The organism is Weissella sp. ESL1156 (genome assembly GCF_058505625.1).
Genome location: NZ_CP196372.1, coordinates 968,536 through 991,347 on the forward strand (window position 1 = coordinate 968,536; position 22,812 = coordinate 991,347).

At 38.4% G+C, this 22,812-nt stretch carries 19 protein-coding genes and 1 other annotated feature (1 of these 20 only partly in view); of the genes, 2 read left to right on the forward strand and 17 right to left on the reverse strand.

Annotated elements, in window-relative coordinates; translation table 11 throughout:
- Nucleotides 1-136: a binding site (T-box leader), on the reverse strand; it reaches 71 nt to the left of the window's first position.
- A 37-nt stretch (nt 137-173) separates the two neighbouring features.
- Nucleotides 174-533: a winged helix-turn-helix transcriptional regulator gene (locus ACSKY2_RS04870; RefSeq protein WP_489876975.1), complete on the reverse strand. Its 360-nt coding sequence runs from the start codon at nt 531-533 to the stop codon at nt 174-176.
- Nucleotides 534-723: 190 nt separating this feature from the next.
- Between ACSKY2_RS04870 and ACSKY2_RS04875 the strand changes: the two genes are divergently transcribed.
- On the forward strand, nt 724-1,902 hold the full coding sequence (locus ACSKY2_RS04875) for an MFS transporter (protein WP_489876976.1): 1,179 nt from the start codon (nt 724-726) through the stop codon (nt 1,900-1,902).
- A 74-nt stretch (nt 1,903-1,976) separates the two neighbouring features.
- On the opposite strand, the gene ACSKY2_RS04880 is transcribed toward ACSKY2_RS04875, so the two are convergent.
- The 3 genes from ACSKY2_RS04880 to ACSKY2_RS04890 form a co-directional block, all read right to left on the reverse strand.
- Complete coding sequence (locus ACSKY2_RS04880) at nt 1,977-2,930, reverse strand: GRP family sugar transporter (RefSeq protein WP_489876977.1); 954 nt, start codon at nt 2,928-2,930, stop codon at nt 1,977-1,979.
- A 255-nt stretch (nt 2,931-3,185) separates the two neighbouring features.
- Nucleotides 3,186-3,665 (reverse strand): HD domain-containing protein, encoded by a 480-nt coding sequence (locus tag ACSKY2_RS04885; RefSeq protein ID WP_489876978.1) that lies wholly within the window; start codon nt 3,663-3,665, stop codon nt 3,186-3,188.
- Nucleotides 3,666-3,707: 42 nt separating this feature from the next.
- The gene (locus ACSKY2_RS04890) at nt 3,708-4,478 is read right to left on the reverse strand and encodes a TrmH family RNA methyltransferase (protein WP_489840853.1); all 771 of its coding nucleotides are present in this window, start codon (nt 4,476-4,478) and stop codon (nt 3,708-3,710) included.
- 93 nt (nt 4,479-4,571) lie between these two features.
- On the opposite strand from ACSKY2_RS04890, the gene femX reads away from it, so the two are divergent.
- Complete coding sequence (femX, locus tag ACSKY2_RS04895) at nt 4,572-5,588, forward strand: UDP-N-acetylmuramoylpentapeptide-lysine N(6)-alanyltransferase (protein ID WP_489876979.1); 1,017 nt, start codon at nt 4,572-4,574, stop codon at nt 5,586-5,588.
- Nucleotides 5,589-5,751: 163 nt separating this feature from the next.
- Here femX and prfB read toward each other — a convergent pair whose 3' ends face one another.
- The 13 genes from prfB to alsS all read right to left on the reverse strand — a co-directional run bounded on the left by prfB (nt 5,752) and on the right by alsS (nt 22,662).
- The gene (gene prfB, locus ACSKY2_RS04900; protein WP_489876980.1) at nt 5,752-6,867 is read right to left on the reverse strand and encodes a peptide chain release factor 2; all 1,116 of its coding nucleotides are present in this window, start codon (nt 6,865-6,867) and stop codon (nt 5,752-5,754) included.
- 84 nt (nt 6,868-6,951) lie between these two features.
- Nucleotides 6,952-9,318 carry a preprotein translocase subunit SecA gene (gene secA, locus ACSKY2_RS04905; RefSeq protein WP_489840850.1) on the reverse strand — a complete coding sequence of 789 codons (2,367 nt, stop codon included), beginning with the start codon at nt 9,316-9,318 and terminating at the stop codon, nt 6,952-6,954.
- Nucleotides 9,319-9,474: 156 nt separating this feature from the next.
- Entirely contained in the window at nt 9,475-10,971 is a 1,497-nt protein-coding gene (gene gltX, locus ACSKY2_RS04910) for a glutamate--tRNA ligase (protein WP_489876981.1), read from the reverse strand.
- Between the two features lie 122 nt (nt 10,972-11,093).
- On the reverse strand, nt 11,094-12,203 hold the full coding sequence (locus ACSKY2_RS04915; RefSeq protein ID WP_489876982.1) for a PIN/TRAM domain-containing protein: 1,110 nt from the start codon (nt 12,201-12,203) through the stop codon (nt 11,094-11,096).
- A gap of 20 nt (nt 12,204-12,223) precedes the next feature.
- A complete protein-coding gene (gene radA / locus ACSKY2_RS04920) occupies nt 12,224-13,597 on the reverse strand; it encodes a DNA repair protein RadA (RefSeq protein ID WP_489876983.1) in 1,374 nt (457 codons plus the stop codon).
- Nucleotides 13,598-13,610: 13 nt separating this feature from the next.
- Nucleotides 13,611-14,153 (reverse strand): dCTP deaminase/dUTPase family protein, encoded by a 543-nt coding sequence (locus ACSKY2_RS04925; RefSeq protein WP_489840846.1) that lies wholly within the window; start codon nt 14,151-14,153, stop codon nt 13,611-13,613.
- 98 nt (nt 14,154-14,251) lie between these two features.
- The gene (locus ACSKY2_RS04930; RefSeq protein ID WP_489876984.1) at nt 14,252-14,530 is read right to left on the reverse strand and encodes a GNAT family N-acetyltransferase; all 279 of its coding nucleotides are present in this window, start codon (nt 14,528-14,530) and stop codon (nt 14,252-14,254) included.
- A gap of 54 nt (nt 14,531-14,584) precedes the next feature.
- Nucleotides 14,585-15,127: an NlpC/P60 family protein gene (locus ACSKY2_RS04935; RefSeq protein WP_489876985.1), complete on the reverse strand. Its 543-nt coding sequence runs from the start codon at nt 15,125-15,127 to the stop codon at nt 14,585-14,587.
- Between the two features lie 65 nt (nt 15,128-15,192).
- Entirely contained in the window at nt 15,193-16,479 is a 1,287-nt protein-coding gene (locus ACSKY2_RS04940) for a LysM peptidoglycan-binding domain-containing protein (protein WP_489876986.1), read from the reverse strand.
- 312 nt (nt 16,480-16,791) lie between these two features.
- Nucleotides 16,792-18,855 carry an ATP-dependent Clp protease ATP-binding subunit gene (locus ACSKY2_RS04945; RefSeq protein WP_489876987.1) on the reverse strand — a complete coding sequence of 688 codons (2,064 nt, stop codon included), beginning with the start codon at nt 18,853-18,855 and terminating at the stop codon, nt 16,792-16,794.
- A gap of 210 nt (nt 18,856-19,065) precedes the next feature.
- A complete protein-coding gene (locus tag ACSKY2_RS04950) occupies nt 19,066-20,073 on the reverse strand; it encodes a zinc-binding alcohol dehydrogenase family protein (protein WP_489876988.1) in 1,008 nt (335 codons plus the stop codon).
- A 124-nt stretch (nt 20,074-20,197) separates the two neighbouring features.
- The gene (budA, locus tag ACSKY2_RS04955; protein ID WP_489840840.1) at nt 20,198-20,914 is read right to left on the reverse strand and encodes an acetolactate decarboxylase; all 717 of its coding nucleotides are present in this window, start codon (nt 20,912-20,914) and stop codon (nt 20,198-20,200) included.
- Between the two features lie 62 nt (nt 20,915-20,976).
- Complete coding sequence (gene alsS, locus ACSKY2_RS04960; protein WP_489876989.1) at nt 20,977-22,662, reverse strand: acetolactate synthase AlsS; 1,686 nt, start codon at nt 22,660-22,662, stop codon at nt 20,977-20,979.
- Between the last annotated feature and the right edge of the window lie 150 nt (nt 22,663-22,812).

The following is a 22,812-nucleotide window of genomic DNA, read 5'->3' on the forward strand; positions in this document are numbered from 1 at the left end:
GTTAACGGTGATAAACCGCATCAACTTTTTATTGACGAACTCCTGACTGAAATTCAATATCCTAAAAGGCAGGCTTTCACCACTTCCTGCTCGCTAAACTTAAGCGGATACTTACTAGGTCATTCATTGTTTCTTGCTCCATTGTACAAATTTTATTTTAAATTAGCAAGTTTCTATTTGTCGGTACATTGCCATTTGTCTGACCACTCATGAATTGCTGTCATCATATCACGCATTGACTCACCACGTGTGGTTAAGGCATATTCAATTAATGAAGAATCATCATAAGTACGACGCTCAACAATATCAGCCCCTTCAAGTTCCTTCAATCTTTCAACTAACACACGATCTGAACATTTTGAAACAGATTGTGCGAGATCCTTAAAACGAACTGGGCCATTGATCAGTAATGTTTCAATAATCATGCCATTCCATTTACGCCCAAGTATATCAAACGTTGCGATAAACTTATCGCATAACTTATTTTCACATACTTCGGTCATATCGGCTGTATTCTCAGTGACAACTGCCATAATATATTCTCCTTAACTTGTTGGTTTCTCTTCTCGTACTTTTATTTTATGCTTTACTTACAAAAAATGCACGAAATAACTTTTAAATTTCATAACTAACATTATATCCTTATTTTCTGCACTCGCAAAGAATAATTTGACAAGCAATGTATACTTATTTAGGTTATTTTTTTAGAAAGACAGGTGTCGTATGACGTCAAATCAAGATTCCCCTAGCATTTTTAATGCTACTTTTATTCAATTATTCATTATTCAAATTTTAAGTATGATGACCTTTTATAGTCTCTTTGTCATTATTGGTCCGTATGCAGTACATACATATCATGTTAGCGCAACAATGGCTGGTCTCATCACTGGTATGACGATTATTGGTACAATGATTGCTCGTTTTAGCGCTGGTGTGATGACTGCCAGGTTCAGTGCAAAAAAATTGACCATTATTAGTATGGTTATTTTGGTTCCCATCTTATTAGCTTACCAATATCACGGTGGTGTACTTTATCTACTATTGATTCGTTTTATTCAAGGATTAGCCGTGGGTTTAACTGGTACAGTCACCAATACTGCCGTTGTTAATGTTATTCCTCATGAACGACGCGCTGAAGGCATAGCTTACTTTTCACTAGCAACTATTCTTGGCACCGCTTTTGGCCCATTTTTTGCTTTATTAATTGAACAACATTATTCATATACCATCTTATTTTGGCTAGAATTTTTCACTGGTCTCATCGCATTGATTGCTTCATTCCTAATTGATGCCAACAAAGTTATCATTAAGTCTGCACCAGCAAAAACGAATTTTAGTTTACGGACATTAATTGAACCAAAGGTCCTAGGAATTTCACTAACCCTGGGATTTGTCACATTTGGCTACGCTGCCTTACAATCTGAATTAGACTTCTATGCTAGTGATCTCCATTTGGTTACATTTGCCTCATATTTCTTCCTAGTTTATGCTTTTGCCATTCTTATTTCACGACCAGTCGTTGGTCGACTAATGGATCATAAAAATGAAAATTACGTCATTTATCCAGCCTTAATTATTTTAGCCATTGGACTATTTGTTTTAGGCAAAATGACTAATGGTTGGATGATGTTATTGGCTGCTATTTTAATCGGTTTAGGTTTTGGTAATTTTCAATCAGCTGTTCAGTCAACAACAACCCAAATGGTACCCGCTGATCGTTTAACACAAACAACTGCTACTTATTTCATTTGTTACGAATTTTCACTAGGTTTTGGTCCTTCTATCATTGGTTTTATCCAACCAATGCTTGATTATCAAAATCTGTTCTTGATAATGGCCGTGATTGCTCTCATTGGTATTGTGCTTTACTATTTTATTCATGGGCGTAAAATTTCTGCTTGATTTAAGACAAAATAAATAAGCGTGAGACAAAGGATTGAAACCTGTTGTCTCACGCTTATTTATTTTGTTTTATATTATAACTCTGCTAACTTAGAAATTAAGATAGCTCCAATAACAACCATAATGGCACCCACAAGGATGAAGCCCATTTGACGTTTTGTTTTTTTCTCTTTCAAAATAAAGATGGCACCAAACGTTCCGACGATAATACCAGTTTGTGACAACGTTGTTGCTGTTGCTTGACCAACATGAGGATTACCCGTTGAGATAAACATGAACACATTTCCTAGTGCCCAAACCAAACCAGTAATCACTTGACGCCATGTACCTGACTTAAACATATCACCAGTCTCTTTAAAGAAAAAGATGACAATTAGGATTGCACCTAAAATTTGTCCAAGTGACTGTGGTGCCACAATGGCAGTCATATAGTCCAAACCATTGTTTTGATTATGAATGGCATTTGAAATGTAACCCCACTTGTTCAACAAGTTAGGAATAACAAAATAGGCCATGAATCCAAGTGTTGATATAATGACTGCTGTTATACCACCCTTAAAATCACGTTCTGGATTCAAATCTTTTGGCGCATTTTTATCACTGACTGTTGTAAATAAAGCACCCACTGTTACCAATGCAATTGACAAGATCCCAAAGAACCACATCCGGCCAGTATGCCATTCCCCTAAAACGGCAGCAGCCATCAAAGCATTACCAATAATTTGACCAGAAGTTGACAATGGATTACCAATTGATACGCCTAACTTCTTAAAGCCAATTAATTGACCAACTTGACCAATAGCCCAAACTAATCCCGATACGAAACCAACAACCCAAATCCTTGCATTAAAAGCATAGTCGGCCCCGGCACTTGGAATAACAAATGCAAATAGTGTACCAAATCCTAAAATTAGCGCACCAATTGTCATTCCCATAATTCCCTGGGCAGCGGTTCCACCAGCTTTAGTCGTGACAATACCGACTGACCCCCAGGCCAGAGCAGGCACTAAAGCGATTAAAATCGACATTTTTCTTTCCTCCACAATAAAAAAATATATAAAATTCAACATAGGGGAGAATACAACATTGCACACAATTACACAAGCACTAATATTGTATTTTAATTATCAAAAAATTATCTAATTTTTTGTGTGACGTACTTTCAACAAAAAAGCATTATAAACAATTACTTTTTTCATTTTTATTTAATTAAATTATTATGTAATATAATGTGACAAAAAAAGGAATTGAAACTTTCTATTTCAATTCGTTTCCTATTTTTATTAATTTGTATGAAATAGTCGTTTCATACGAGCTGAAGCTGGTGAGAAAAATTCAGCAACTGCCAAATAATCATCAACCAAATCGACTAATAAACTTTCACGATAATGTGGTAACTCACTAGTCGCACCCCACATATGTTTTAAAATAATATCTTTTTCCATAGGAGAAAGATGGGTTATTTTTTCTGCATTACGCAAAGCAACACGTGGATGGATAAAAGCATGTGAGCCTAATTCAAACTTGGTTTCGCGCCAATCATAGAAAAACAAATCATGCAATACACCTGCACGAGCAACCGCAGTGGCATTCAAACCAAAACGTAACGCTAAGCGATAACTAACATAAGAAACTGTAATGCAATGTGTTAATCTATCAGAATGATGATGTTGTGTGTAATTTGCCATCTCTTGTACTTGTGGATGAGCCAATAAGTCTTTCACAATATCACTATATACTTTATCTTTTTGCCAATCTAGCATTGTTCTTCCCCCTCGCACAATCTTAGATTACTTTAAAAATCTTTAACGAGCCTTTAATGCAAACATCGCAATACCTGCCGCAACTGCAACATTTAAGGATTCTGCTTGTCCCGTAATTGGAATATAGAGATTTTTAGTGGTCATTGCTGCCAGTTCCGGTTGCATCCCCTGACCCTCATTTCCCATAATTAAGGCAAATTGCGTTTGCGCTGGGATAGTGAAAACCTCTGCTGCCTGTGGATCTAATTGTGTGCCATAAACATTCATGCCATTTTGCGTAAAAGAAGCCGTCCAATCGGCCAAATCACCGGTAGTTGTCATTAAGTGAAATTGTGAACCTTGCATCGCACGCAAAGCCTTTGGTGAATATGGATCAACCGACCCATGACCAAATACAACGCCAGTAAAACCTGCTGCATCAGCTGTACGAACCATTGTACCAACATTACCAGGATCTTGAATCGCATCCAAGAATAACCAAGCACCATCATGAATAAATTGTGGTTCACGCGTTGTTGTCGGCAATGACACTTCGGCAAAAATACCTTGCGGTGTTGTTAAATCTGACAACTTTTTTGCAATGTCAGTTGTAATTTCGAAAACGGGGACACCTAAAGGTAATTCCTCCTGATGCTCATCTAGCTGTTCACGCGTTCCAATAATTGCATGTAGCTTACCGTTGTGTTGGATTGCTTCTTGTACTAAATGCCAACCGTCTAACAAATATGTTTGACTTGCCTGTCGACCTTTTTTGGTTTGTAATTTTTGCCATGTTTTCACACGATTATTTTTTACTGATTTAATAGTTTCCATAAAGTTTATTATACGCTAAAAACAATTATATTGCTTATGTTATAATTCGTAATAAGACTTAAATTTGCTATTTGCTAAAGAAAGAAGGATAACATGCCAGTTTTAGATTTAAGTGACACGGCTGCTGTCAATAAATATGAAGAGTTTGTCCAACAGTCACCTTATGGCCAAGTTGGGCAAGATTTGGGTTGGGCAAAAATTAAAAATAATTGGGAACCTCGGTACGCCTATGTCACTGATGATGATGACAATATCATTGCTGCTATTTCAATGCTACTAACACAAACAAAATTAGGTAAGAAATTTGCCTATGCTTCAAAGGGACCAGTCATGGATATTACTGATTTCTCATTACTAGAGCAACTCATGATTGAAGCAAAACGTGCATTAGCAGACGATGACGCTTATGTCATCAGAATGGATCCTGAAGTACCTTATTCTGATGAATTAAATAGCGCCCTACAAGCACATGGTTTTGAAACACGGAATCGTAATGTGGCTGACGAAGGCATGCATGCGACTATCCAACCACGGCTTAACATGGTACTAGACTTAACCACTAAGCCCGATGCTAAAGAAACTTTTGATTTATACCCTTCTAAAACCAAGTCAAAGCTAAAGCGGCCAATGCGTGATGGTGTCACTGTTCGTTATGGTAGCGATTCAGCCGCAATTGATGCTTTTTATGAAACTTACGTTAATATGGCCAATCGCCATGGTATTACTTATCGTCCAAAAGATTACTTTGAACGGATGCGTGATGCTTTTGGTGATAATGGTATTATGCGGGTCTATATCGCTGAACGTGAAGGCCATCTCCTTTCTACGGGTATTGGTTTTAAGTATGGTCGTAAAATTTGGTATATGTATGCTGGCTCAAATGACGGGCCAACTTATTATGCACCTTATGCTGTCCAAACAGCCATGATTCAGTGGGCATTAGACGAAGGTGTTGATTTATATGATATGGGGGGGATTGCATCACAATCAACTGATGATGGCCTATATGTCTTTAAGCATACATTTATTAAAGCTGACCCACGTGAATATATTGGTGAAATTGATTTGGTCTTAGATGAAGACGCTTATGCTGAATTAGTTCGTAAATAGGATGAAAACTGACTAGAAATTTAAACTACTTGCTTTTGCAACAAGGCGTTAGACAAAAACTATTATATGTGTTTAAGGGCCGTGAATCTACCAAGTTAAAATGGTTAGATTCACGGCCCTTAGACGTATTTCAAAAGACTGAAAGGTTACTATTACACCTTTTTTATTCTGGATTTTGTTCTGACAAACGCCAACGCAAATAGGCATTAATGAAAGGATCTAAATCACCATCCATGACTGCTTGTGGATTACCTGATTCAAAGCCATCACGATGATCTTTGACCATACGATATGGTTGAAAAACGTATGAACGAATTTGTGAGCCCCAACCATTTTCAAGATGATCACCTGCAATTGCTGCTCGTTCTTGCTCTTTTTTATCCATCTCTAATTGATATAATTTTGCTCGTAACATTGCATATGCGGTATCTTTATTTTGGAATTGTGAACGTTGTTGCTGTGAAGCAACAACAATACCAGTTGGTATATGCGTTAAACGTACAGCTGAAGATGTCTTATTAATATGCTGTCCACCAGCCCCTGATGCACGATATACATCCATCTTCACGTCAGCTGGATTAATATCAATATCTACTGAATCATCCAATTCTGGCATCACATCAATAGACACAAATGACGTGTGACGACGACCGGCCGAATCAAACGGTGAAATACGTACAAAGCGGTGTACACCACGCTCAGAACGTAAGTAACCATAGGCATTATGACCTGTAATCATTAATGTCGCTGAATCAATACCCGCAACATCACCTGGATGATAATCCATAACATCTACTTTAAAGCCATGTTGCTCAGCCCAACGTGTATACATGCGTTGTAAATTAGCACCCCAATCTGCCGATTCTGTCCCCCCTGAGCCTGGATGAATTTCCAAAATAGCATTATTTTTATCATAAGGTTCGTTTAGTAATTGAGTTAAACGATAGGCTGATAGATTTTCACTTAATTGTTCTAAATCTGCTGTCATTTCAGCATTCATTTCTTCATCGTCTACTTCACTTAACAAATCAATCGCTGTTGCCACATTTTCAACACCATCTGTCAATTTTAAATAGTCGTCACGACGACCTTTTAAGACATTATTATCATCAATGACTTTTTGCGCCGCAACATTATCCTGCCAAAAATCTGGTTCGACCATTTTTGCTTCATTAGCAGCTATTTCATCATTCAATGCGTCTAAATCTAGTGATTCACCAAATTTTTTTATTTCCGCTGACATATCAGTTAATTTATGACGTGCTTCAGCTAACTCCATGATTTCCTCCCTACCTGATTTAAAAATGAGGTTGAGATATATCTTTACATCCCAACCTCAACAATACTTGTTTAATAATTGTTTTTAACGCACATTTTGCCGGATTTCTGACTTCATGAAGAGACGGGTCACATCATATTCAACACCCGCAATCATTTCATCAAACATACGGAACCCCTCATTTTGATACTCAATTAATGGATTCAATTGACCATAACCACGTAATTGAATCGCATCACGTAACTGATTCATTGCTTCCATATGGTCAGTCCATTGCGCATCAACGACTCGTAAAATAACTACTCGTGTAAATTGCAATAAGCGTTCTTCGTCATCCCCTAAGGCATGCCGTTTTTCTTCATACATCATTTTCGCACGACGATAAAGCTCATTTTCAATCTCTTGTGCATTTTTATCTGTTAAGTCTGCAACTGTTATCGAATCAACCGGTACAATCGTTGATTGTGCAAAGTCAACAATCGCGTCAAGACGCCATTCTTTTGGCTTACCTTCCGTTTGATTTTTGACCACACGGTGAATTGTCCGCTCAACCATTGGTAGCAAAACATCTCGTAAGGAATGTTCCTCATCAATAACCTGGTTACGATTATCATAGAAGGTATTACGCTGTTGTGACATCACATCATCATATTGCAAAACATGCTTACGTGAGTCGTAGTTGTTTCCTTCGACACGTTTTTGGGCTGATTCAACAGAGCGTGTAATCAAGCGATTACGGATAACCGCGTCTTCATCACCCATGTTCATACTTTCCATCAATGTTTTAATGCGCTCACCACCGAAACGAATCATCAAATCATCTTCTAATGATAAGAAGAACTGTGAATAACCTTTATCTCCTTGACGTCCAGAACGACCACGCAATTGGTTATCAATTCGACGTGACTCATGACGCTCAGTACCAATAACTGCTAAGCCACCCATATCAGCAACACCCGGTCCTAACTTAATATCAGTACCACGACCAGCCATATTAGTAGCAATTGTAACAGCACCACGTTGCCCCGCATTAGCGATAATTTCAGCCTCACGTGCATGGTTTTTCGCATTCAAAACGTTGTGGGGAATACCTGCCTTGGTTAACATTTTTGAAATAAGCTCAGATGTCTCAACCGCAACTGTACCAATTAAAATGGGCTGTCCCTTTTTATGTAATTGGGTAACCAATTGTAGCACCGCATTAAACTTAGACCGTAAATTAGGATACAACAAATCTGGTTCATCAACTCGTTGAATGGGCTTATTTGTTGGAATTGTTGTAATTTCCATGTTATAAATCTCACGGAATTCATCTGCTTCAGTTTTTGCTGTACCAGTCATACCAGACAGCTTATTGTACTGACGGAATAAGTTTTGATAAGTAATCGATGCCATCGCACGGTTGTCTTCTTGAATTTGAACTTGTTCTTTGGCCTCTAAAGCTTGATGTAACCCATCAGAGAAACGCCGACCTTCTTGAATACGGCCAGAAAAAGCATCAACTAACACAACTTCACCGTCACGAACAACATAATCTTTGTTATTAAACATCGTGTAGTTTGCACGTAATGCTTGATCAATATGGTGTGTCAATGCAACATTACCTGGACCATAGAGATTATCCAAATTAAAGTATTTTTCACCCTTTGCAATTCCTTCATCATTTAACAAAACTGATTTAGATTCATGATCAACCTTAAAATCTTCATCTTCTGTTAATGACTTTGCAAAACGATCAGCACGAATATACAGTTGTGTACTTGTTTGAGCAGGTGCCCCAGAAATAATCAATGGAGTGCGCGCCTCATCAATTAGAATGGAGTCTGTCTCATCAACCAATGCAAAGTTCAAACCACGTTGTACACGATCCTCTTTACGAGCGACCATGTTATCACGTAAGTAATCAAAACCAATTTCAGAATTAGTCGTATACGTAATATCACACAAGTAAGCTTGGCGCTTTTCGTCTGGTGACATCTCCGTTAAATTAATACCAACAGTTAGACCCAACCATTTATACAATTGGCCCATTTCCTCACCATCTCGTTGTGACAAATATTCGTTCACTGTCACAACATGAACACCCTTTTGTGGTAGCGCATTTAAATAAACTGCCATCGTTGCAGTTAATGTTTTACCTTCTCCAGTTTTCATTTCGGCAATGTTACCACCATGCAAAACGGCAGATCCCATTATTTGCACACGGAATGGATATAAACCTAACACGCGTTTTGCACCTTCACGAACCACTGCAAATGCTTCTGGTAAGATATCATCTAGCGTTTTCCCCTTTTTCAATAATTCTCGAAAATAAGGTGTTTTTGCTTGTAATTCCTCGTCCGATAAGGCTGCCATATCGTCGGCATATGCTTCTACTTTGTCAGCTAAGCGACCTAAGCGACGCAATTTCCCTTTATCACTCTCAATAATTTTACGTAATGGATTAGCCATTTATATCTTCCCTCTCATCGGTCTTTATCAGCTACTTCTAGCTAATTATACTAACTAACATTCTAACATAATGCACGTCATAGTAACACGATTTCTATATAAAAAATGAGAGATGGTCTAATTACTAACCGTAATCAAACCATCTCTCGTTTTTAATTATAGAAATTCACGAATATTAGCAAGCGTTTGCTCACGTCCTAATAATTCAAGTAATTCACCTAAATTAGGACCTTGTTCTTCACGAGTTGTTGCAATACGTAATGGATTCCAAAGGGCACGACCCTTCACAGCCATCTCTGATTGAATTTCACGAACAGCGCGTAATACAGCTGCGGCAGTAAAGATTGGCATTTTTTCAATTTTATCTGCAAATAACGTCAACATTGCAGGCACATTGTCTGCATTCATCCATTCTTTTGCTGAATCTGGGATATCAGCAGCAGCTGGCATCTCAAAGAAAACAGGCTTAATCAATGGCACAATTTGTGCAGTATATGAAACACCGTCCATGTATACGTTCATCACTGAACGTAACCATTGCATCTTTTCAGCTGTTAATTCAGTCGGATCAACAACCTTTGAATAAACCAATTGTTCAATCAATTTATCAAACACCATATTTTGATCAGCGGTCTTAATCCATTGGTTATTTACCCACTCAAGCTTCTTATTATCAAACTTCGCAGGTGATTTTGACAAACGATTTTCATCGAATATCTTAACTAATTGTTTCTTATTAAAGATTTCTTTTTCACCAACTGGTGACCAGCCTAGCAAAACAATGAAATTTAACAAAGCTTCTGGCAAATAGCCTAGTGAACGATATTGTTCAATAAATTGCAATACCGTTTCATCACGTTTTGATAATTTTTTACCAGTATCAGCATTAATAATTAGTGTCATATGACCAAAAATTGGTGCTTCCCAACCAAATGCCTCATAAATCATTAATTGCTTTGGTGTATTTGACACATGATCATCCCCACGTAACACGTGAGAAATTGCCATCTTATGATCATCAACAACAACAGCAAAATTGTAAGTTGGCATGCCATCGGCCTTTTGAATGACCCAATCACCACCAACTGTCGATGAATTAATTTCAATGTGTCCCTTAACAATATCATCCCAAGCATAATCTTTATTCTCAGGTACGCGGAAACGAACCACGTATGGCAACCCTTTTGCTAAAGCATCTGCTTGAAAGGCTGCAATTTCATCATTAGACATACCTGCATATTCATAAACGTAATGTGGTGCTTGTTTAGCAGCAACCTGTGCTTCACGTTCGGCGGCTAGCTCCTCTGATGTTTTAAAAGAACGATAAGCTAAACCACGATCTAGTAAATCTTGAATCAATGGCTTATAAATTGATAGGCGTTCAGATTGACGATAAGGACCATACTTACCTGGATTAGCTGGTGATTCATCCCAATCCAGACCAAGCCAAGCGAGATTATCCAACTGTGACTTTTCACCATCAGCAATATTACGCGTCTGGTCAGTATCCTCAATACGGATAATAAATTCACCTTTATGATGACGTGCAAATAACCAGTTAAATAATGCTGTTCGGGCATTACCTATATGTAAATGTCCTGTTGGTGATGGTGCATAACGCACACGAATTTTCTTTTCGGTAGTCTCAGCCATGCTAATCGACACTCCTCTTTATTTTATAATTCTAAATAATATACCGTTTACTAATATACCGCGCTTTGCAGTGCGTTTCAATGTATTCCCTTGAATAAGTGCTTAATTTCTTAAAATACAGCCTAATTGTCAACAACGTTTCCAAAAATCATGCGACCGGCATCTGTTTGCAATGCAGAAGTTACCTCTACTGTCACCGTCTCTTGTAAATGACTACGTCCCTCTTCGGCAACAACCATCGTGCCATCATCCAAATAACCAACTGCTTGTTGTCGTTCAGTACCATTTTTAACTAGTAATACCGTTAGATGATCACCAACTGCAACCCGTGGTCTTAATGCACCTGCCAGTTCATTGATATTTAATACCTGAACATTTTGAAACTTTGTCACTTTATTCAAATTATAATCGTTTGTTACAAGGCAACCATTTACTTCCTCTGCTAATCGAATTAATTTCTCATCAACTTCAGTAATGTCTTCGTAATCACCTTCCCACATTTCCAAAGGAACATAATCACTTTCACGCAACTCATTTAAGACGTCTAACCCACGACGACCACGCACGCGTTTTAGCGATTCACCAGCATCAGCGATGTACTGCAACTCATATAACACAAAGTTAGGAACTAACAAAGTACCTTCAATGAATCCCGTTTTCACTAGGTCTATAATACGACCATCGATTAAAATATTGGTATCCAAAATTTTATAGTGATGATAGTTTGTTTCTGCTTCAGTTAAAACATCGCCTTGTCCAACATCGTGCTGAGGGCGTACTTTTTTAGTACGGCTTGTTAATGTTGGTATCAACTTACGCCATTCATCAATACGTGTCGTTCCTAAACGAAATCCTAAATAACCCAATAATGCCATCACAATAACCGGTACTACCCCACTTAGGAAGAAATTATTCATGTGTTGCAAAGGTACCGTGATTACGACAGCAATCACTAAACCAATTAAAGTTGTTAATGATCCAATAAGCAATAATAGTGGTGATTGCTTATTTAGATAGTTTTCAATACGATGTATCGTTTGATCAACTGGGCGCCACAACAACAAACTTAATAAATAAAAAATAATAGCACCTAAAATAAAATTGACAATACCGTTATTAATCCAGGTATGTTTAGATAGATTAAAAATATCCCAAATGACTGGTAATAAAGTCAAAGCAATTGCGCCACCAGCTAATACAAAAATTCCCTGAATAATTCGCTTTCGTAACATACTAATTTCTCCTTTCTACATTATCCCAATGCAATTTGTAATGCTTCAGATAATGTTTTTGTCCCAATGATTTGAATGTCACTAATCCCGTTCAATTGATCAGTCACGTGTTTTGGTACAAAAATACGTTTAAAACCAAGTTTCTTGGCTTCAGTGACACGTTCAACAATATTTGGCACACGCCGGACTTCCCCTGTTAAACCAATTTCACCAACAAATGCATCCGTTGGTTGTGTTTCAACATCGTTATAACTTGAAGCAATCGCCATTGCGACAGCTAAATCAATAGCTGGTTCGTCTAGTTTAACACCACCAGCAGCTCGAACATACGCATCTTGATTTTGTAACAAAAGATTTGCCCTTTTTTCTAAAACAGCCATCAATAACGATACACGGTTGCGATCAATACCTGCTGCTGTGCGTTGTGCATTACCGAATACAGTTGGCGTAACCAAAGCTTGTACTTCTACCAGAATTGGTCGAGTACCTTCCATTGCGACAACGACAGCAGACCCACTAGCATTTACCAAACGCTCTTCCAAAAACAAATCTGACGGGTTTGCAACTTCAATTAACCCACCGTTTTGCATATCAAACACACCTAATTCATTTGTTGAACCAAACCTATTTTTAACAGCACGCAGCAATCGGAAACTTCGTTGATTATCACCTTCAAAATAAAGCACCGTATCAACCATATGTTCTAATATTTTTGGTCCTGCAATCGCACCTTCTTTTGTCACATGACCGACAATGAAAATTGTAATATTATTCGTTTTAGCAATTTGTAGTAATTCGGCCGTTGTTTCACGAATTTGGGACACAGAGCCAACTGACGAGCTAATATCAGGTTCTTGCATTGTTTGAATAGAATCAATCACAACAAAGTCAGGTTTGGTTTCATCAATTGCTTGTCTAATCTGTTTCATATCTGTTTCTGGAAAAAGTAAAAAATCAGAATCACCACGGACACCCAAACGTTCCGCACGTAATTTAATTTGTGACGCACTTTCTTCACCAGCAACATATAATATTTTTTGACCAGTATTGGCAAGTTGACCGGATACTTGTAGCAACAATGTCGACTTACCTATTCCTGGATCACCACCAATCAAAACCATTGACCCTGGTACAATACCACCACCAAGGACGCGATTAAACTCTGCGTTCGCTGTCTTAATACGAGGTGTTTCTTCAATATTAACATCATCCAACCGTTCGACTTTAGCAACTTGACCTGCTAAATTAACCCGCGACTTTCGGTCAACCTTTTCTGGTTGCATGACTTCTTCAACAAATGTTCCCCATGCACCACAGTTTGCACAGCGCCCCATATATCGTTGTGAGACAAAACCACAATTTGAACAAACGAATTGCGTTTTTGTTTTTGCCATATTTCCCCCTTTTTTATTTTACACCTGAGCTACCAAAACCGCCTTGACGCGTCTTTTTGGTTTGTAATTGATCATTATCAGTGGTTAAAAACGGCATGAAGATTCCTTGACCAATTCGTTCACCTTTTTTAATCGTGACATCACGCACACTCCAGTTAATCATCTGAATAAAAATTTCACCTTCATTTTTAGGATTATCAACATAATCCGCATCAATGATACCAACACCATTTGGCAAAATTAACCCGCGCTTTAAAGGATTTGAAGAACGATTAGCAATCATTAAATATTCATTCTCACCCATGTAAGCTTTTATACCAGTAGGCACTAACAGTGGTTTAATTGTACGAGATGCTTGTTCATAACTTTCTGATGTTAGAGTTTCATTATGCCTTATCTGCCATAAAATTTTCAAAAATGGTAATCGCCAAATAGAAGGCAATGTAAAATCCTCCGCTGCTTGAAAATCATAACCAGCAGCTTGTTCTGTCGCGCGCACTGGCAAATTTAAATTAGCGTTTGCGTATTTCTTAACAACAGCAAATCCTCGTTTCATAACTATTCCTTTCAAATAAATTATCAAAGATAAGTATAACTTAATTTCATGAAAAATAAAAAAGCACACGTCAAATTCACGCATGCTTTCAAACAAACTTAACCTTTATAGGCGATTTTCTGATATTCTGGATGTCTAAAAAAGGCTTGCCGTGCGTAAGTACATACTGGTTTTAGTTGCACGTGTGCTTTCTCTGCTTGTGCAACGACTTCTGCTAGTAACTGTGCTGCAATTCCTTGACCACGCAACTCTGGATCAACATAGGTATGATCAATCGACCAAACTTTGCCACCAAGAATTGCTGGAAATAATATTTCTGCATCTACAATACCGTTTGTTTCGTGAAATAAACGACCAGGTTCATACATAAATTCCATATCAAACCTCCTGGTATCATTATAACCGAATCACAAATATCCATGGGTTATAAACTATCGAAGTGCCCCGACAAAATCAGGTAACCATTTATTCGAAATTGATTTGATACTAACTTTTTCAGAAAAAGAATCAATCGTAACAAATTTACCACCACCAATATAGATACCTGCAGTTGTTGGTAATACACGACTACCCCAAGCTAATAAATCTCCGGGCATCGCTTCAGAAACCGTAAATTGTGTCAGTGCTTGCATTTGTTCACTCACTTCATGAGGAAAACCAACACCTTCAATGCGATTATACATATATTGAATTAATCCACCAGTATCAAAACCAGTATCAATATTTTTTCCTTCTTTCTGATAAGGTACATCAAGTACATCATCTAATACCGTTAATAACGGTTCACATATGCTTTCCATAATCATTTTCATCATTGTTCTCTGAATGCGAGCACCGGTTGTTTTACGAGCAAAATTTGAAACAGTAATCGTCACAGGTTTTTCAGCAATTGGCGGTTCAAACATAATTTCAGCGTCCGCTTCATCATAATCATTCACGTGAACAACACGTCCAGGTTCTATTCTAAATGGCATTATCATTACCTCTACTTGAATGTATAAAAAAAGACTCGCGAACGAGTCTTTTTAATAATAGCTTTTTATTGGTGAATAAACTGAACACCAGCAGTAGAAATTGTACGTTCGTTATATAGCTTACCTGCATAGTTAGCTTCAGAAATAGTAATCGTACCGTCTGAGTTAACAGAGTCAACGACCGCTACGTGTCCATAACTACTTGCACCACCAACACCAGGTGCAAAGTACGCAACAGAACCAACTGATGCAGTTGAATTTACAGTATGACCTGCAGCAGTTGCTGATGCTGGCCATGATGAGGCATTACCCCAGTAATTACCTACCCAACTCAAATCACCCTTAACATACCAAGTGCATTGTCCATATGGGTATGTGTTTCCAGTCGTGTTTGATGAAACATGATTAGTCGTTGTTGATGTTGTCGTCGTAGCAGATGTAGATGTTGTTGTAGCGGCAGCAGAAGCTGTAGATGTCGTTGACACGTTTTGTGGTCGTGCAGCGGCTGAACTTGCTGCGGCAGCCGATGCGTTTGCTGCTGACGTTGCAGCGGCTTGCGCTGCAGCTGAACTAGCAGCAGCTTGACTAGCAGCTAATGAGGCATTTGCTGCTGACGTTGCGGCGGCTTGTGCTGCAGCTGAACTTGCAGCGGCTTGGCTAGCAGCTAATGAGGCATTTGCTGTTGACGTTGCAGCGGCTTGAACAGCAGCTGAACTTGCGGCAGCTTGGCTAGCAGCTAATGAAGCGTTTGCTGCTGATGTTGCAGCTGATTGCGCTGCGGCTGAACTTGCGGCAGCAGCCGACGCATTCGCTGCTGATACATTTGCTGTTGATGTTGTAGCAACTGATTGTGGTGCGGCTGAACTAGCAGCTTGCGATGCAGGTGCTGCACTAGTAGCAACTTGATGTGCAGAAGCTGAAAGATTAATTGTATCACCAACATAGATAATTGATGAAGCTGAAAGATCATCATTTACTGATAACAATTCAGACAAAGTCATACCATTAGCGTTAGCAATTGCCCACAGTGAATCACCAGCTTTAACTGTATAAGTAGCCCCACTAGCAACATGCTTCGTTGCAACTGAAGAAGCAACTGATTGTGCTGCAGACTTTGGTGCAGCTGATCCAGGTATTTCAACCTTTTGACCAACAAGAATCAAATTTGCATTTGCAATTTTGTTTGCTGATACTAAATCATCAACAGTAACGTGGTGTGCAGCTGCTAATGCATAAAGTGTATCCCCAGATTTAACAGTGATAGAATCAGCTGAAGCGACAACTGAACTACCTGCCAAGGCAGCCGCTGCTCCGGCAGTTGCTAATAGCGTATTTTTTACAGATGCGTGCATATTAAGTACCCCTTAAAACTAAAAATTTGTTGTCCTATATTATGTTAAGAAATAGCCCACGAGAACTTTTCTTAAGGTTTTCTTTATCTTTACTACAAGCACTATTGTACTTTATAGACTTTTCATAAAAATGCATTTAATGTTTCATTTATGTTACACAACACAAAATCCTTAATTTTTTCTTTATTTTGTTCGTTTTTAATGCATTTAAAAAAATCAGAGCATCATTCTTGTACAAAAAAAGACGGTAGTCCTAACTACCGCCTATAAATCATTTATACTTTATTAAATAATTTAGCAACTTTATTCAACTTATTTTTCATCTTTTTCAATAGTGATTTTATCATCAACTAACTTTGCAATTAATTGTTTTGCTTCAGGATTATCTAGATAAAAGTCAGCAATTTGATCTTCTAATTGTTCTTGGATAACACGACGTAATGGACGAGCACCCATTTCAGGATTATATCCCAATTCGACAATCTTTTGCTTGACATCGTCAGTAATCGTAATGTGCAAATCCTTTTCTGCAATTGCAGCATTCATATCATTGATCATCAAATCAACAATCTTTAATAAGTTTTCTTTTGAAAGTGCATTGAATTCAACAATGCCGTCAAAACGATTCAAAAACTCTGGCTTGAAATATGGTGCGAGGCGTTCTAGTAGATGTGAACCACTTTGGCTGTCTTCTGGGTCAAAACCAACCTTTGCTTCTTTGACACCGGTACCCGCATTTGATGTCATGATAATAATAGTATCTTTAAATGACACCACATGACCTTGTGCATCAGTTAATCGACCATCATCTAAAATTTGTAAGAACATGTTCATCACATCAGGATGTGCCTTTTCAACCTCATCAAGTAAGATCAATGAATAAGGACGACGACGAACCGCTTCAGTTAGTTGACCAGCTTCTTCATAACCAACATACCCAGCTGGTGCTCCAATCAACTTTGAAACAGAATGTTTCTCCATGTACTCAGACATATCGAATCGAATCATACTATCAGTTGTACCAAATAGTTCCTTTGCCAACTGCTTAGCCGTCTCAGTCTTTCCAACACCTGTTGGTCCAACAAATAAGAAACTACCAATTGGACGACCAGTTTTATTAAAGCCAACGCGATTACGACGAATGGCACGCGCAATCTTTTCAGTGGCTTCTTCTTGCCCAATAACATGAGCTGATAAATTATCACCTAAGTTTCGTAATTGTGTCTGTTCCGTTTCTGCTAATTCACCAACAGGAATACCAGTCTTTTCCTCAACAATTTTTTGAATATCTTCCACTGTTACTGTTTGTGCAGCTTCATTTTGTGGTGCTTGTTGCTTAACGGCTTCTAACTGTAATTCCAAATTATTGACTTGATCACGTAACTTGCTTGCCTTCTCATAATCTTCACGTTCAATAGCTGATTGTTTTTGAGCTTCAGTTGAATGAATCTTATTTTCTAGTTCTTTTGGATCAGCGATTTTAACTGATAAGTTTTTCTTAGAACCCGCTTCATCAATTAAATCAATTGCCTTATCTGGCAAGAAACGCTCTGAAATGTAACGATTTGATAAGTTAACAGCTGCTTCTAGTGCCTCATCTGAATACTTTACCTTGTGGTAGTCTTCATAGCGCGAACGAATACCTTTCAAAATCTGCAGTGCCTCATCTGTTGATGGCTCATTGACTTGAACTGTTTGGAAACGACGAGCAATCGCTGCATCCTTTTCAATTTTACGATACTCATTTAATGTCGTTGCTCCAATCAACTGGAACTCACCACGAGCTAAGGCAGGCTTTAAGATATTACCAGCATCCATTGAACCTTCACCTGCTGTTCCTGCCCCCATAATTTCGTGAATTTCATCAATAAATAGGATGACGTCTTCACGTTTAGATACTTCATCCATCAATTGTTGCATACGCTCTTCGAATTGACCACGCACACCTGTTCCTTGAACAAGTGAGACAACGTCTAAACGAATCACCTCTTTACCTTGCAGCTTACCAGGTACCTTTGCGTTAACAATGGCCTGTGCTAAACCTTCTACAACCGCTGTCTTTCCAACGCCAGCTTCACCAATTAATACTGGATTATTCTTTGTTCGACGGTTAAGCACCTCAATAACACGAGCAATTTCATCATCTCGACCAATTACTGGATCGAACTTACCCTTACGTGCCATTTCAGTCAAATTAATACCGTATTGATCAAGTAAACTATCACCTTGACCATTATTATTGCCCCCATTACCTTGTCCCATTTGTGGGCGGGGCCTTTGCTGGGTACGTTGTGCTTGTTGTGCCCTTGTTGCTTCATTATTCATCATACGAAAAATATCATCAAAATTTGAAAAACCAAATGGATCTTGTGCCATATTACCAGCCTCCTTACAATCTCTTTTATATTCATTATTCCCAATAGATACAATAGTTGCCGTTTGTTTGACCTTTATTGACCTTGCTTACATTATCTATATTAGCACTCTCATGCATAGAGTGCAAGTCAAAAACGCGATTTTTTTATAAAAAAGAATAAATTTTTTGTTCATAAAAAGTCCATTCTTTTGAATATATTTAATTATATTTTAATATTCAATAACTAACTTACCAATCATATTTCCAATAGCAACTTCTCTCTGTGCTGCTAAAATCGTTTTTGCAGATAACCCCGTCATTGTTTTGGTTAACGTTGATTGTACAACACCCTCATCAACTAACTTAGCTAACAAAGTCAATGCGGCTCCCTGCGTCGCAACATTTTTACCAGCATTTGTTTTTGCAAACATAAATTCCCAATCAAGTGATGCTGCTTGATTCTTAATCAAACCAACAGGCAGTGGTGTCGTTGATTGCACAATCGCACCAATATGGCCAAATACATCAACCAACTTAGCAGCTGATTCAAAATGTTGATCAAGTGAATGTAGTACAGCAATATAGGGTATTGTTGTAAACCCTAATTTTTTTACCGCCGTCACATAATCATCACAATGATTGACCACAAAATCTGCCCCCAACTTTTTAACCCAATCAATCGTATCTTGACGTGAAGCGGTCGCAATAACTGTCATTCCCAGCCATTTGCCTAATTGGATCATCATTGAACCAACACCACCAGCACCATTGATCACAAATAAAGTCTCACCTTTAGCACCATCGGCAACCATTTCTATCTGAAATTTATCAGCAAGCATTTCATATGCTGTTAAAAATGTTAACGGCATTGCAGCAGCTTCTACATTCGATAACCTACTTGGTGCTTCGCTAATCAACGCTTCTCTAACAACTTCATATTCAGCATTAGAACCAGTCCGACCTAATTCACCGGCAAAAAACACACGATCACCAATCGCGAATTTTGTCACATCATCCCCCATTGCGACAATCTCGCCAACCGCATCAAATCCCAATACACGTTCTTGACCTGCTGCTGCAGCTAATTCCCATTGTTTCATATCTACCGGGTTCATGCCTGCTGCAGCAACTCTAACCAACACATCATGATTCGACATGTTTGGTCGTTCAATTTTCTTATCTATCAATGGTTTGTTCGCATCCGTTGTTGTTACAACCGCCTTCATCATTTCTGTCATGATTCACTCCCTTATAATAAGTCATGTTTCCCATTATTCCTCTACTTATATGATACTATCTCTACTATAAAAAAAATAGTAATGGCAACGCTATTCGCTGTTGTCATTACTATCGTATAAATACTTAATCTTGTGAACCTTCTGCTGCTGCAACGCCTTCTTTCAGACCAGCCATTTCAACATGATGCTCACGGAAATCTTTATCTTGAATAGGCAAGTGGAGTGCATAATCATTAAAAATCGTTAAATCACCTTCAAGCTCATTCGCATCAAATCCTAGTACGTGACCACCAAAGGTACGATCGTCACTCAAAAAATGAACATGCCAACCAGCTGCAACAGTACCTTGATACAATTCAGGTGAATAGTAACCAACTAATGTTCCTGTCACATCGCGTTTTTCAAACTCGCGTTGTGTTTTTGTAATTTCAGATAACGATGGAAATGGTCGTTCTGACTTAGGTGCCGACCGAACTTTCATATAATCAAAACTACCTCGCAAAACTACACCTGAGAATGTATTCTCTAATTCACGATCACGAACAAGCGAAACCATCTCTTTCATATTACCAGCACTGAAGGTCACTTTTTCTGATGGATCACTAGTATGATGAACAGTCGCAAATGGTACCGTCTTATTCATATCTGTCACGTGATGAATCGTTCCTTCACCGTCCATATAATAAACCTCACCATCGACCATAATCATCTCACCATCAAGACCATCGAAAGTACCAATACCTGCATCCCCATGCTCTTTTAATTCAGCTAAAGTGGCCGTACCACCTAACACTTTCCCCATCAAAGCTTCTAATGTACTATGTTGATAAACTGTTGCCATGATTTTCCTCCTAATATGGTATTTTAACAAAAAACGCCCAGTGAACTGGACGCTTTTTTATATTATTCTGCATCAATTAATTGTGACATTAATTCATAATTATGTGAGTAGTCTACTGGAATATCAACAACAACTGGTCCTTCGGTTGCAAAAGCTTCATCCATAACCGCATCCAATTGGTCAGGTGTTTCAACACGCAATCCCTTGGCACCAGCTGACTCGGCAAACTTCACAATGTCAATATTTGAGAACTTGACACCTGCTGACTCACCATTGTACTTAACTTCCTCTTGGAACTTAACCATATCATAGTGATAATTATCTTGCCAAACAATGTGCACCGTGTTCAAGTGTAGTTGAACAGCAGTTGCCAATTCCATACCTGAAAAGAAGAAACCACCATCACCAGATACTGAGACAGACTTTGCATTTGGCCGAACCATTGCTGCAGCCATAGCCCAAGGTAATCCGACACCTAACGTTTGCATACCATTTGAAATCAAGAAATGACGTGGCACATATGACTTAAAATGACGACCAAGCCACAAATAATGTGAACCAATATCTGATGATAAGGTCATTTCATCAGTCATGTGTGCTTGTAATGACTTAATAATGTTCAATGGGTGGTTTAGATTTGCTTGTGCTGGTGTATACGTTGGTTCTTCTGCCGCATGTAAAGCAGCCTTAAATTCAGTCAACTTGTTCTGAGAAGCAACTGGTAATTCATAACCTGCAATTTGTTCTTGCAATGCTTTCAAAGTATCAGCTAGTGTCCCAACTAATTGACGTTCAGGCGTAAAGTTATTGTCAATTTGAACAGCTTGTGTATCAATTGCCGCAATACGCAAATCAGCATTCTTGTTCCAATTACGTGGTTCATATTCAATTGCGTCATAACCAACTGTAATAACCAAATCAGATTGGGCTAATAATTGGTCACCAACTTGGTTACGGAAGAAACCAATGCGACCAAAGAAAGTCTTTTCTTCTAATTCACGAGAAATAACACCTGCACCTTGATATGTTTCAACAACTGGTAATGTTGTTTGTTCAAGTAATGCATGCAAGGCTGCCGTTGTCGCATCATCTGAACCACGTGCACCGACTAACAAGACTGGTAGCTCCGCAGCTTTAACTTGCTCTGCTAGCCAAGCAATATCTTCGGCAGCTGCAGCACCATAACGTGCCGGCTTAACTGCTGGTAATGCCGCTGCATTTACTTCAGCTTCATCAACGTCTTGTGGTAACGAAACAAATGCGGCACCTGGCTTTGGACCATTTGCAGCAGCGAAAGCATTTGAAATAATTTCCGAAATGTTATTTGGATCTTGAATTTCTACTGAATAGTTTGTAATTGGTGCAAACAAAGTTGCTGATGGTGTACTTTGATGTGTCAAACGGTATAAATCTTTACGTTGTACTTGACCACCAATTGCCAAAACCGGATCATTTTCAGCAGTCGCCGTCATCAAACCAGAAGCTAAATTACCAACCCCAGGTCCTGAAGTAACTGCAACGACACCAGTTTTACCAGTGATACGTGAAAATGCTTGTGCCATAAAAACAGCATTTTGTTCGTGCCGTGTCACAATTAATTTTGGTGCTTTCTTACCTTCACTAGGATGATCTAATTTTTCAAACAAACGATCAATTTTAGCGCCAGGAATACCAAACACTAAGTCAACGCCATGGTTATTTAAACTGTCGACAACTAAGTCGGCACCAGTCTTCTTTTCTTCAGACATGTACTCTACCTCTTTAATATATTGCCAATAAGCATCAATGCCTATATTGTAGCGCGTTCTGTCAATATTTAGTAGTAAAAAACTACCATTATTTTAGACATAACGGTAGTTCATTTTTTCACAATACGTATAATAATCGAATATAAAGCG

What these genes read in the sequence shown, in the direction of transcription:
- ACSKY2_RS04930 (WP_489876984.1), bottom strand. Translation starts at nt 14,530, where the DNA reads ATGGAATTTATGTATGAACCTGGTCGTTTATTTCACGAAACAAACGGT.
- budA (WP_489840840.1), bottom strand. Translation starts at nt 20,914, where the DNA reads ATGGCAACAGTTTATCAACATAGTACATTAGAAGCTTTGATGGGGAAA.
- secA (WP_489840850.1), bottom strand. Translation starts at nt 9,318, where the DNA reads ATGGCTAATCCATTACGTAAAATTATTGAGAGTGATAAAGGGAAATTG.
- ACSKY2_RS04880 (WP_489876977.1), bottom strand. Translation starts at nt 2,930, where the DNA reads ATGTCGATTTTAATCGCTTTAGTGCCTGCTCTGGCCTGGGGGTCAGTC.
- gltX (WP_489876981.1), bottom strand. Translation starts at nt 10,971, where the DNA reads ATGGCTGAGACTACCGAAAAGAAAATTCGTGTGCGTTATGCACCATCA.
- ACSKY2_RS04940 (WP_489876986.1), bottom strand. Translation starts at nt 16,479, where the DNA reads ATGCACGCATCTGTAAAAAATACGCTATTAGCAACTGCCGGAGCAGCG.
- ACSKY2_RS04935 (WP_489876985.1), bottom strand. Translation starts at nt 15,127, where the DNA reads ATGCCATTTAGAATAGAACCTGGACGTGTTGTTCACGTGAATGATTAT.
- radA (WP_489876983.1), bottom strand. Translation starts at nt 13,597, where the DNA reads ATGGCAAAAACAAAAACGCAATTCGTTTGTTCAAATTGTGGTTTTGTC.
- ACSKY2_RS04885 (WP_489876978.1), bottom strand. Translation starts at nt 3,665, where the DNA reads ATGCTAGATTGGCAAAAAGATAAAGTATATAGTGATATTGTGAAAGAC.
- ACSKY2_RS04925 (WP_489840846.1), bottom strand. Translation starts at nt 14,153, where the DNA reads ATGAAACGAGGATTTGCTGTTGTTAAGAAATACGCAAACGCTAATTTA.
- prfB (WP_489876980.1), bottom strand. Translation starts at nt 6,867, where the DNA reads ATGGAGTTAGCTGAAGCACGTCATAAATTAACTGATATGTCAGCGGAA.
- ACSKY2_RS04950 (WP_489876988.1), bottom strand. Translation starts at nt 20,073, where the DNA reads ATGACAGAAATGATGAAGGCGGTTGTAACAACAACGGATGCGAACAAA.
- ACSKY2_RS04870 (WP_489876975.1), bottom strand. Translation starts at nt 533, where the DNA reads ATGGCAGTTGTCACTGAGAATACAGCCGATATGACCGAAGTATGTGAA.
- ACSKY2_RS04915 (WP_489876982.1), bottom strand. Translation starts at nt 12,203, where the DNA reads ATGTTACGAAAGCGAATTATTCAGGGAATTTTTGTATTAGCTGGTGGC.
- ACSKY2_RS04875 (WP_489876976.1), top strand. Translation starts at nt 724, where the DNA reads ATGACGTCAAATCAAGATTCCCCTAGCATTTTTAATGCTACTTTTATT.
- ACSKY2_RS04945 (WP_489876987.1), bottom strand. Translation starts at nt 18,855, where the DNA reads ATGGCACAAGATCCATTTGGTTTTTCAAATTTTGATGATATTTTTCGT.
- ACSKY2_RS04890 (WP_489840853.1), bottom strand. Translation starts at nt 4,478, where the DNA reads ATGGAAACTATTAAATCAGTAAAAAATAATCGTGTGAAAACATGGCAA.
- femX (WP_489876979.1), top strand. Translation starts at nt 4,572, where the DNA reads ATGCCAGTTTTAGATTTAAGTGACACGGCTGCTGTCAATAAATATGAA.
- alsS (WP_489876989.1), bottom strand. Translation starts at nt 22,662, where the DNA reads ATGTCTGAAGAAAAGAAGACTGGTGCCGACTTAGTTGTCGACAGTTTA.